Genomic DNA, 10552 nt, shown 5'->3' with positions numbered 1-10552 from the left:
ATCGGTGGCCGCACTATAGCGGACCGGTTTTGCATCGTCACCTTGATGATCGAATGCGGTTTTTCACGGCTTCGATTTCGTCCGCCGAGATCCCCAGTTCGATCATCCGGTCGCGCTCTTCGTCGAGGCTGGCACCGTTTTCGAGCCTTTGGACAGAGGCCCGGATTTCTGCCTCCTTGTCGAATTGGGTTTCGACACCGGCTGCCGGGGCCGCGGGTTCCTCCATGAGTCCGGCCGATGGCGCGGGCGGTCGTGGACGTTGGCGCAAGCCGCTGGCCTGGCTGCGGTCGACGGGCTGGCCAGTGACCGTGTCGACGAGCAGATTTTCCTGCGCCTTCTTCGGCGTGATCGGTGTGTCGCTGGCCGAAACACCTGCACCGGCCTTCTGCTCAGTGGCGTAGCTCCGGCTGCGTTGCAGATCTTCGCGAACGACACGATCCTTCTCCTCGTCTGAAAGTTCCTGAAACGCGAAATCGGTTTCCATCCGGTTCTTGAAGGCGGCCTGGTACTGCTTCTCATAATCCTTGTCGTCGGTCTTGTATTTCCGGTCGATGCGCTTCTTCGCTTCGTAATCCTCGAGGCCGGCGGCGCGCTGCTTGGCGGCTGCGGTTTCCTTTTCATCCTTCTCGGCCTGCTTCTCGCGCTTGGCCAGTTGGGTTTCCCACGCGGCTTGCGGGTTGGCGAGGGTGGATACGATTTGCGGGATGTCCTCGAGACGAACATCCTGTTCGATTTCTTCACCTTCGTCGGTCTGGATCGTCAACCGATAGCCGATGAGCTGGCCGTCCTCGGTGCGCAGTTCTTCCTGCGATTTCAGCTTGTAGTCGGTGCTGACGTAGCCTTTGACCTTGGCCGCGCTGATCGCGTCGTCCAGCGCGCCAGCCGGATCGCCGGTCTGAGCCTTGGCAAGGCTCGACATGAACAGGCGCGCACCTTCACGCGCTTCAGAGGTGTGACCCCACTCCATCAGCGATCGCGCACCTTCGAAGTCGCCGGCCTTCAACATTTCGGCATGCAGTTTCGGCAGTGCGAACGTCATCCAGAACCGGTCATAGTCCGCCTCGCTGGCTTCGCCGCTGGCGACGGCCTGCTGGAAGGCCTGGTCTGTCTCGGCGGTGATATCGCTGAGACGCTGCTTGCGCTGCCGTTTTTCACGGGTTCGATCGATGGTTTCGCGGGTCTGTATCCCTGCGTTCAGCCCATCTACGAAGGCGCCGATTCCAATACCAAGGCTCATGCTGCCAATCCGGAATATTCCTGGGAATAATTTTCAGCCGTTTTTGTCGTTTTCTTCTTCGGCGTCGACGTCTGCGCACCAACTGCATCGGCGATCTGCTCGACCTTTTCGTCAAGATCCTGGACGGCTTTGATGGTGATGCCGATCGCATCCTGGGCCGAGATGGTCTTGCCGTCGCCCATGCCTGTCTCGCGCTTGAAATCCTGCGCATAGGGGCCGACATGCGTGCCCTCATCGGCAACGCCGTCCTTGTACTGCCACTCTTCGACGGGCATATCCTTGACAGCCTCGAGCGCTTCACCCTCTTTGATCGGCTTTTTGTTTTCCTTCTTGTCCTCGTCGGAAATGAAGAGGCCTGCGATACCGCCGATGGCGGAACCGATGCCCGCCGCGCTCTGCGCCCGGGCGTTCTGTTCGGCCTCCCAGGCTCGCAACTGGCTGGAATACTGCTGGTTCAGTGTCTGCGCCTGGCCGGCATAACCCGCCTGCGCGCCGGAATAGCCCTGCGCCACGATGCCGGTCGCAGCGTTCGAAATCTGTTGGTTCGCCTGATTGAGGCCCACCGTGCTCGTATTGGCGCTCAGACCGAGGCCGGCGGCCTGCGCAGACTGTGCCGGCAGGCCGCGGCCCATATTGACGACGTCCGCCTTCAGGCCGAGACCGATGTCCCGCTGTCGTTGCCTTGCAATGTTCTGCGCCCCGGCGGAAGCGGCGGCTGTGTTCAGGTCCGTCTCGCGGTCGATGCCGGCATACCGACCGCTCGTCGGATTGATACCCAGGGCGGCCGCGCTGCGCTGCTGCTGCTCCTTCTGATCGGCGGAGGCCTTCTGGACGTCTGCTTTTGCTTCCGCCGCGGCAGCGTCCTGGCGCTCCTTGCTGCCGTATTCCGACGCTTCCTTGATGAACTCGTCTTCGAGCGGAATGAAGGTCGATTCGTATCGTTCCCGCGCTCGGCGGGCGAACTCGATTTCCTCATTGGCCGCGGCAAGGTTAAGATCGGTGACTTCCTTGGTGAGCGCGTCGAGTTCGGCCTGGCGCTCGGTCGATACCTGAAACGCCTCTTTGGCGAAGGTCAGCCACGCTTCGCCGGTTTCCGCCTGCTTCAGAGCGGCGCGGCCGATATTGGGATCTGGTGCTGGTGCTGAGCTGCCGCCCTTTGAGACCATGACAGTGCGTCCATCTTTTCGGATCGCACATCCTGCGCGGCGTTGGCCTACTTATACTGCCTTCGAAAGCCAAAAGCCAGCGCCGGGGAGATACCGGCACTCCTCGCGCAGCATGCCAAAGACGACGAAATCACCACCGTCCGGCGACGCTCTCCGCATACGGCCTTCCTCGATCCACCCGAAATGGCGGGTAAACCTCAGCGATTCGGTATTTTTGGAGGAGACCAGGCATGTGATGCGCGAGCAACCGAGTTGATTGAATGGGTAGGCCATCGCGAGCCGGATGAATTTTCGCGTCAGCCAACGCCGTGTTCCGTCGGATGCGAGATGCACCATGCATGCGTTGTGGCTGAAATGGTCGTAACCGACAGCCCCGACGAGGGCGCCGTCGCGCTCGTGCCCGATGCACTGAGCGTCGTCATAGAAGCGCATCCCGGGGATGCGCGCTTCCATCCAGGTCAGTATCTCCTCACGGCGGTGCGGATCGTAAACATAGTGGGATGTCAAAGCAGTTTCGCGACAAGCGCCTCCTGCATGGCCATCAGCCGCTTGTGTATCAGATGAACGTCCCTTACCAGCGCATTGTGTTCCGCCTGGGTCGGGGCTGCGGAAACCGTCTCGCTTTGCAGCCGTGACGAGAGTTGCAACAGACCCTCAAGGTCTTTGATGCGGACCGCCTGTTGGCGCCGCACCTCCGTGTTCTTGGACCGCTCGCCGGCCAACACCTCGAGCATTTCCTTGTTGCGATCATCGAAGTTCACGGCGTGGTCCTCAGTTCGTCGGCCCGGCTCGCCATCGCGATCCGTTGGATCTGGATCGTGCCAAAGACGTCGATGACCCATTTGCGCGCGGTGCGATCGGACGGCAGCCGTTTCTGTTTGTTGGTTTCAGATATGGTCGCAACGGCCTGTCCATCGGCATAGATCGTCGCGGTCATCGACTCGTATTGTTCGGCGACCAGAGGCGTCAGGTCGCTGCCGCTCAACCGAGTCGTGTTCAGGGCGCGGCTGTTGAGAGAGCCGCGCACCGGACCGGCGGCAATAGCTGCTGCGTTGGCGGCGGCGATCGCAGTATTTTGCGCGGCAATGTTAGCGGTCTCCTGTGCTGTCAGCGTGGAGTCCGCATCGATCATGATCGCCGCCATTCCGACCGGCAATGGAAACACGAACTCCTTCGATCGCCAGTTCATGTTGTGGCGCGGCGACTGTTCGCCGTCGAACTCTTGGACCTTGCCGGCAGTGTCGAGATAATAGAGTTTCGAGGCCGTTCGATCGAAGAACGTGGCCTTTGCGATCTCCGTGAATCGGCTGAGATATTCTTCCCCGACCGTGTCGATGAACAATCCACCTTGAACCGTCGTGCCGAGGGCATCGGTTGTGTCATAGAACATCGCATATTGGCCAGAGAGTTGCGCGGCAACGATGGTCGAAGGCGACAGTGCCAGCCAGTCTTCCTTCTTGAACAGCTTGCGGGTCGCGATTTTCACACCGCCGCCCGCATCGACGACCACAAGTCCTTCGTGCGTGGGATAGGCAATTGCATAACCAAGATCGACCACGCCCCGTGCGTTGATGCACGGTGCATTGTACTCCAGTTGCCTGGACTGCATGTTCTCCGGCGCGGTACCGGTGACGAGATATGGAGTCCCCTCGGTCATCACCACCTGCAGCGGTCCAGCTTTGCGGACCGCCACGATCGGATAGTCGAAGGTCAGAACATACTTCTCCGGCCAGGCGTGGGGATGGTACGGTTCGCAGAAATAGAGTTTGTTGCCGGTGAACGCGGCCATCATGCCGTTGTCGAGCGGCGTTAGGCCCGTCAGAGTGTCGGGCGGCGTGTTCCAGTCCGCCGACGGCAGCACTTCCTGGAACGCATCGACGGCAATGTTGTCGACGAAGTTCGAGGCCGACGCGGTGCGCTCCGCAATCAAATAGAAATAGGTACCGGTCTGTCCGGTCTGCGAGCGATAGATCCGCTGCTTTGTGATGTTGCGGCCCGCCGGCGCTGCCTCGAAACCGGAGAGGGTTACCGTATTGCCTGGTTGCCAGTCGATCTCGTTGCTCGCCGGATTTGGTTCGGATTCTTCGCCATAATCGGTGACGTAGGTGTAGACATAGACCCGGGTCGTCACATCGCCGGATCCAACACCGCCGAGGGTCGCGGTCAGCGCGACGGCCGATCTCGATACCGCAAGGTTATAATCGGTGCCTGAAACCTTCATCTTGGGCACACCGTCGCCGGTAAAATAAAGCCGATCGGTGGCGACCGGGCCGGGGGCGGCATTGACGACGCCGGCCCAACTGTACCAGGTCGAACCATGCTTGAAGATCGTCTGATTGCTCGACCAGTCGGTTGGTGACGGGTCGTGCTCCTCCTGCGGTGTGCGAATCGGTGTCAGCGCACCATCGTCGAGCCGCGTATTCTGCGCGTTCTGCGACGCGTTGTTGGGAATGTTGCGCGGAACGATGCGCGGCTGCTCGCCGACGAAGGAGTTGATCGTGATCGCAACCATGGCGGTTCAGGTCCTTCCGGTGTTTCAGTCCCAGAGCGCGTCATCGGCCGGATCGTCCGGGACGGTTTCCATCTTTTTCAGGGCCCGCGCCTTCTCGTGAATGGTCGTGATCTGTTGAGCGCTCTGGACGCCGACCTCGATCATCTCGTCATTCGTAAGCGCATGATCGACATTGTTCGCGTCCGTGAACTTGAACGGTGAACTGTCCCCGCCACTCTTCTTGACGACAGCGAACAGGCACAGGTCCGCAATGTTCGCGCGGCCGCCCTTGTCCATGTCGACCGGGAACGTCTTGCCGGTGGACAGTGACACGGTGACCGGCATGGTTTTTCGCCGTTCGCGCTCGACATTGACGCGCTGCTGCCGGACGTCACTGGGGGCGTCCTCGGACACAGTGAAGTTCGCCTTGGTCTGGCTGAAACTGGCCTTCCAGTGATCGCGATTGCGGCGGTCTTTGGGAAGGTTCTCGGATGGCACGACCTTGTAAGCGGTGACACCCTCCGGCAAAACCTGTTCCGCCAGATCCTTCCAGGTGCCGTCATAGTCCGGCGCGGGGCGAACGACGCGCAGCACGTCGGTTTCGGGGTCTTTGTATACTAGGACGTCTGGCATTAGTTCGCTCCCATGACGATGATGGTGACGTTAGAGATGTCGACATAGCTGGCGCCGGACTGGGTGATTTCTGCCCGCACGGAGTTTACCGTCTTGTTCGAGAAATACATGTTCTGGGTGTTCGAATTATTGTCGAACAGGCCCGCCACCGCGTAGTTCGCGTTGGGCATTGCAGTGGAGAAATTCAGGTCCCATCGTCCCGTGCCGATGTCCGTGATCGAGGTGAAACCCTCCGAAGCGATGATCGCGGGCGTTCCGGTACCGTTGAACGAAATCCAGGCCATGCGCGGATAAGTGTTTTGCAGCGCGGCAATCGCCTGTGCGACGCGCAGCGGCGTCATGAGGACGTTGTCGAGTACCCCGGCCTCCGCTTCTGCCTGGCTGGCCAGAACCGCACTGATCGTTCTATCGGCCGAAAGATCGCCACCACCCTGCAAGCCGACACCCGTGTTGACCGCGCGTGCCACGATTGCCTTGAGATCAAGTGCTGCTTGCTGCGCGCTGCTGACCGGCTTGTTGGCGTCCGTTGTGTTGTCGACATTGTTCAGTCCGAGTGTCGCCTTTTGCGCTGCCGCATCCGCATCGTCGATCAAGGCCGCCCCGGCCGGTGTGATCGTCGTGTTGGCCGGAAGGCTCAACGTCTTGAGGTTCGCATCGACTTCGCTGTCCATCAGCGCCCCGGCCTCAGTGACGTTTGCCGTGTTGGGCTGCATATCCTCCAACGCGCCCTTAGTAAGCCGCGCTTCGACCACCGCGCCCGCGGTAAATGCCTTTGCTGTCGTGCCGTCCTGGCCGCGCACGATCGTCAGTACGTTGGTGGTGCGGTCGGTGCACTTCATTGTTTCGATGTTGCCGGAACCATCCTCTACCGTGACGTGAAACCACTGGTTACCGGACGGCTGGGGGAACTCGCCGGCGTCGCCGGCCTGCACCGAAATCGTGAGCTGCGCCGCATCAATACCGGCTGCCAGCGTTGACGCTGCGTTGTTGGCAAACAGAACATCCGTCATGACGTGCCTCGCATTGGTTCAAAGATCATCAGGCGCGCTCCCCTATGATCGCGACGAAGATGTAATCGGGATCGTCCCGGGTGCCGGCTCCGACATCGGCGACGGCGATGCCGACGGTTGTCGTGGTCTGGCCGTCGACAGATAAAACGTTGTCGAGTTCGGCTGCCTTCTGGATGCTGCCAGCGACAACGTAGTTTGCGTTTGCCATCGTGATGGCGAGATTGATGGTAAAGTCACCGGTACCGCTGTCGGTCACGGACGTGACATTCTCGCTGGCGGAGATGACGCCGGCGTCGTCGAATTTCACCCAGGCCTGGACACCTTTAAGGTGCTGGAACGACGGCAGAGCTCCTGCACCGTTGGAAACCAATGGCTGGCCGGCTGCGCCGAGCCCTGCGACAGATTGTTGGGCACCGGTGGCGGTCGTTCCACCGCAGATTACACCGTAAGCCGTGTGGGAGCCGCGACCGGTTCCCCCATCTGCGACCGCGACGTCATCCGGTCCGTTTGAAAAATAGAAGTATCCCGCCGATCCCGAACCAGGATTGGCGACCAGCTTTGTGTTTCCGCCCCCCGTTTCGATGCGGAAGGCGTAGTCACTCACATCCGTATCAGAATTGTGGAAATCGATGTAGCGACCGATCTCCATTACCCCGTCACTTCGAACGACTGGGACCCCGTTCCAGTAGCTCGAACCGTCGGTAATGTCGTAAGTCGCCGAGGTACCGAGAGCGAGTGTCGCTCGCTGCGCTGCCGCATCGGCGTCGTCGATCAAGGCTGCACCGGCAGCGCTGATCGTCGTGTTTGCCGGCAGGGTCAAAGTCTTTATGTCAGCGTCAACCTCGCTGTCCATAAGTGCGCCTGCGGCGGTGACATTGGCGGTATCGGTCACGTCGGCCCCCGGCTCGATGCCGTCCAACTTGGCCTTTAGCGCGGAAGTAAATGACGCCGTCGTTGCGGCCAGTACCGCACTAAAGGCCTGAACCTGACTGCCGATCGTCAAACCAAGGTTTGCAACCGCTGTTGCGATATTTCCCAGGTCACTCAGATTGTTCCCGGCCATCGCCGCGCCGGCCGCCGCAACATTTGTGTTGTCGGCCTGGATCGCTTCAATCCCGGCCTTGGTCATCCGCATCGAAACGGCGTCGCCTGAGATGAACGCACGCGCGACCGTGCCGTCCTGGCCGCGCACGATCGTCAGTACGTTGGTGGTGCGACCCGTGCATTTCACGATCTCGCGGTTGCCGCCGCTGTCCTCGAGCGTAACGAGGAAATACTTGTTTCCGGTCGGCGCGGGAAACTCGTCTTGATCCGCCGATTGGACCGTCAGCGTCGTCTGGCTGTTATTGATGTCTGCTGCCAGTGTGGATGCGGCATTGTTGGCGAAGAGGATGTCGGTCATCGCGCGACTCTCAACAATCCCTCACCAAAAACGTGACGGGCACGGTTTTGACTTCTCCGGTGCTGATCGTCGCGGCGACGTTGACGACGACCTGGAAGCCGTCCGTTCCGCCCGACATCCGAAACTTGACCCGCTGGGTGTCAGAACTGACGTCACTGACCGCTGGATAATCGGAGCCGGTCGTCTCGGCGATCGCTGTGGCGGACGTGATGGTGTCTGACGAGCCCAACCACCGCTCAAACGAGATCTCATAGTCGAGCGCATCGCCCGATTGCTTGATGAACTGGTGGCCGGTCATACCGTCGACCTCCGTTCGGCGATGACATTGTACTCGTCGTCAGGCGGCACGAGATAGACGCGGCCCTCCGGCTCGACCAAGGCTTCGCGGTCCTCAAATGCGATGAACCTGACCAGACTGTCGTCATGGAGCGCGGTTTCGGGCCGGACCATGTATTCGCGTGTCTCGGACGGCACGAACCAGGTCAACGCGTCCGCCAACGGCGCAAGGCGCGCATGGTTGAGATCCGCATTCACCGTGAGCGTGAGTGTCGGCGATGCGGTCAAGGGGACGGCGACGCGCCCCGTTGCTGAAGCCGAAAGCGTGAGAGATGCTGCGGCCGAAAGAGGAACGCGCTTCGTTGCAAGCGCGGCGATGGTCAACGATAGGGCCGGGGCCGCTGCGGCGCTGTGGATCTGGCTTGCCTTCGCTGCGACCGTCACACCCGTGACGGTCTGCGCTGCACCGGCCTGGCGCAGGGACGCCGCCGGCGTAACGGCCAGGGACATGACGACCGATGCTGCCAACGCGACCCGAACGATACCGGTGTCGTTGATGGTCAGTTCATTGAGTTCCGTCCCGTTGATCGCACCCATCGTCATCAGGCCACACTCACGTCGAGATCGCCGACTCGGATGACAAACTGGTCGCCGACATTGAGCGTCTTCGATGCCGTCACCGCACCGGTATAGAGACAGTTGCCGCCGCTTGCCGCGTCCCAAAGTCCGAAATGCGTGACTGTGATCGCGCCTGCGCCGTTGTGGATTTCCCAAAGCAGTTCGAGCAGGTTCGAAATCTGGTTCGAAGACGGTGCACCCCAGGCCGCAGTCGCTGCGCCGCCCTGTGCGGCGTCCTCGCGGGCGTAAGCCGGAAAAGCACCGACCGTCACCTCGTTGGCGCCGTTGTCACCAGGATCTGCGGTATGCAGCGAAACATAGACCGTCGAAGGCGGGGCGTAGTTGGTGGCCCGGAAAACCTCGTTGAGTATCGCGGCGCCGAGAAAGGTTGTCGTGCCCATCAGAAGTATCTCCCCTTCGAACGAAGCCGCGCACCTGCCTTGTTCTTGGCACCGCGCCATTTCTGTGTCGCGCAGAGTCGGTTGAACTCGCGCCGCAGGTCGGCCGCAGCGCCCGGGTTCGTGTATTCGGTGCCCGGCACCAAGAGCGCGCCCGCCGCCGCGCCCTGGCCGATCGCTTCGCCGTGCTCGTCGTGGAGAATTGCGGGCAGGTTGTAGGCATCCTTTGTGGGGATAAGAAAAAGCCGCATGCGCAGTGAGCCGGCCTGGCGGGGAACAAGGCTGATCGAGTTGGCGCCAAGCTGTGTAATGTAGCTCGAGGATCCGGCTGTGACCGTCGCATCGGACCAATCCGAAAGCATCTCGTCCAGTTCCGCCGGCGTTTTGGGAATCAATTCCTGATCGCCGATCTTGGCATGTTCGATCTCAAGGATCTCCGCGTCGGGGATCGAGCAGGCGGTTTGGTCCAGCGTCTCTTTCACGGTCATCGTGTAGATGTCATGCCAGATCCGCGTCTTGCGGCAGAAATCGCGCGCGGCCTTGCGAATGAACCGCTCCGCGACAACGTCCGGCACGGTGCGTGCATAGAGTTTCACCAGCGGCAGGAAGTCGTCGATGTCGACCAGCGGCATCATGATCCGCCCCTCCGCTGGTTCGGGCTCGTGGCACCCTCAACCTGTATTTTGAGCCCAAGCGCCGCGCCGAAGAGTTGCGAGTGATACTGGGACCGCGACGGATTGGACGTCAGGTCATCCTTGAGGAAGGCCCGCGCCAGAACGTAATCGGTCAGCACCGGGTCGTAGGTCGCCGCGAGACCCGTGTCCTCGCTTTCATAGCCAGCGACGGTGATTGGAGCGGGCAGATGCGAAACGACCGCGGCGATCTTGCCGTTACCGTCATTGCCGGGAAAGACATAGAACTGCAGCGGGTTGTCCTCGTCGAACACCCCATGCCGGACTTCGGTCTTGAAACGCCGATAGCTCTTGTCGTGCCAGCGTGGGTTCTCGGCGTCGAGGATATCGCGGCTCACCGGCGTGATGATGCGGCCCTGGCTGCCGTTGTTGCCCGTCGTCGTGATATTGCGCTCGAAGTCGATGATGCGCAGCGGTGTCGGCGTGCCGCTTTGCGGCACGGCCTGGCGCGTCCCTTCAACCATGTCGATCTCGATCGACATAGAAGAGGCCGACGGCTTGATGAGGACGATCTGTTTGATGCCCTCGTTGAGCCACGCGACCATTTCGGCCAGCGGCCAGCGCACCTTGTCCGAATCGGAAAGGATCAGGTAGGCGTTGTCCAGGATCTCCTTTCCGGTCGACACATT

Annotated in this window: 13 protein-coding genes; all 13 read right to left on the bottom strand. The window is 60.9% G+C overall.

All coding sequences use genetic code 11. The features are described 5' to 3' along the window. Positions 1-37 precede the first annotated feature (37 nt). The 13 genes from OOZ53_RS11385 to OOZ53_RS11325 are packed head-to-tail and all read right to left on the bottom strand — an operon-like array spanning position 38 to position 10549. A complete protein-coding gene (locus tag OOZ53_RS11385) occupies positions 38-1237 on the bottom strand; it encodes a hypothetical protein (RefSeq protein ID WP_271089667.1) in 1200 nt (399 codons plus the stop codon). Further along, positions 1234-2403, bottom strand: a complete 1170-nt coding sequence (locus OOZ53_RS11380; RefSeq protein ID WP_271089666.1) for a tail fiber domain-containing protein — start codon at positions 2401-2403, stop codon at positions 1234-1236. Before OOZ53_RS11380 ends, OOZ53_RS11385 begins: the two co-directional genes overlap by 4 nt. Before the next feature lie 51 nt (positions 2404-2454). Further along, positions 2455-2856: a GNAT family N-acetyltransferase gene (locus tag OOZ53_RS11375; RefSeq protein ID WP_271089665.1), complete on the bottom strand. Its 402-nt coding sequence runs from the start codon at positions 2854-2856 to the stop codon at positions 2455-2457. A 50-nt stretch (positions 2857-2906) separates the two neighbouring features. Continuing rightward, positions 2907-3164, bottom strand: a complete 258-nt coding sequence (locus OOZ53_RS11370; RefSeq protein ID WP_271089664.1) for a hypothetical protein — start codon at positions 3162-3164, stop codon at positions 2907-2909. Beyond that, positions 3161-4915, bottom strand: coding sequence for a hypothetical protein (locus OOZ53_RS11365; RefSeq protein WP_271089663.1), 1755 nt, complete (start codon positions 4913-4915; stop codon positions 3161-3163). Before OOZ53_RS11365 ends, OOZ53_RS11370 begins: the two co-directional genes overlap by 4 nt. 24 nt (positions 4916-4939) lie before the next feature. Continuing rightward, positions 4940-5527 carry a DUF4376 domain-containing protein gene (locus OOZ53_RS11360; RefSeq protein WP_271089662.1) on the bottom strand — a complete coding sequence of 196 codons (588 nt, stop codon included), beginning with the start codon at positions 5525-5527 and terminating at the stop codon, positions 4940-4942. Continuing rightward, the gene (locus tag OOZ53_RS11355; protein WP_271089661.1) at positions 5527-6537 is read right to left on the bottom strand and encodes a hypothetical protein; all 1011 of its coding nucleotides are present in this window, start codon (positions 6535-6537) and stop codon (positions 5527-5529) included. The genes OOZ53_RS11360 and OOZ53_RS11355 overlap by 1 nt, the downstream gene beginning before the upstream one ends. A gap of 28 nt (positions 6538-6565) precedes the next feature. Then, a complete protein-coding gene (locus tag OOZ53_RS11350) occupies positions 6566-7939 on the bottom strand; it encodes a hypothetical protein (protein ID WP_271089660.1) in 1374 nt (457 codons plus the stop codon). Between the two features lie 10 nt (positions 7940-7949). Continuing rightward, positions 7950-8237, bottom strand: a complete 288-nt coding sequence (locus OOZ53_RS11345) for a phage fiber-tail adaptor protein (RefSeq protein WP_271089659.1) — start codon at positions 8235-8237, stop codon at positions 7950-7952. Next, positions 8234-8818 carry a hypothetical protein gene (locus tag OOZ53_RS11340; protein ID WP_271089658.1) on the bottom strand — a complete coding sequence of 195 codons (585 nt, stop codon included), beginning with the start codon at positions 8816-8818 and terminating at the stop codon, positions 8234-8236. The genes OOZ53_RS11345 and OOZ53_RS11340 overlap by 4 nt, the downstream gene beginning before the upstream one ends. After that, positions 8818-9234 (bottom strand): phage tail fiber protein, encoded by a 417-nt coding sequence (locus OOZ53_RS11335; protein ID WP_271089657.1) that lies wholly within the window; start codon positions 9232-9234, stop codon positions 8818-8820. Before OOZ53_RS11335 ends, OOZ53_RS11340 begins: the two co-directional genes overlap by 1 nt. Further along, positions 9234-9866, bottom strand: a complete 633-nt coding sequence (locus OOZ53_RS11330; protein WP_271089656.1) for a phage adaptor protein — start codon at positions 9864-9866, stop codon at positions 9234-9236. Before OOZ53_RS11330 ends, OOZ53_RS11335 begins: the two co-directional genes overlap by 1 nt. Continuing rightward, positions 9863-10549 carry a phage adaptor protein gene (locus tag OOZ53_RS11325; RefSeq protein WP_271089655.1) on the bottom strand — a complete coding sequence of 229 codons (687 nt, stop codon included), beginning with the start codon at positions 10547-10549 and terminating at the stop codon, positions 9863-9865. Before OOZ53_RS11325 ends, OOZ53_RS11330 begins: the two co-directional genes overlap by 4 nt. Positions 10550-10552 lie beyond the last annotated feature (3 nt).

Origin of the sequence: Allohoeflea poritis, from assembly GCF_027889715.1 — a bacterium.
Taxonomy (GTDB): domain Bacteria; phylum Pseudomonadota; class Alphaproteobacteria; order Rhizobiales; family Rhizobiaceae; genus Hoeflea_A; species Hoeflea_A poritis.
Note: the sequence above shows the minus strand (reverse complement) of the source record. Positions and strands in the feature narration are given on the sequence as shown.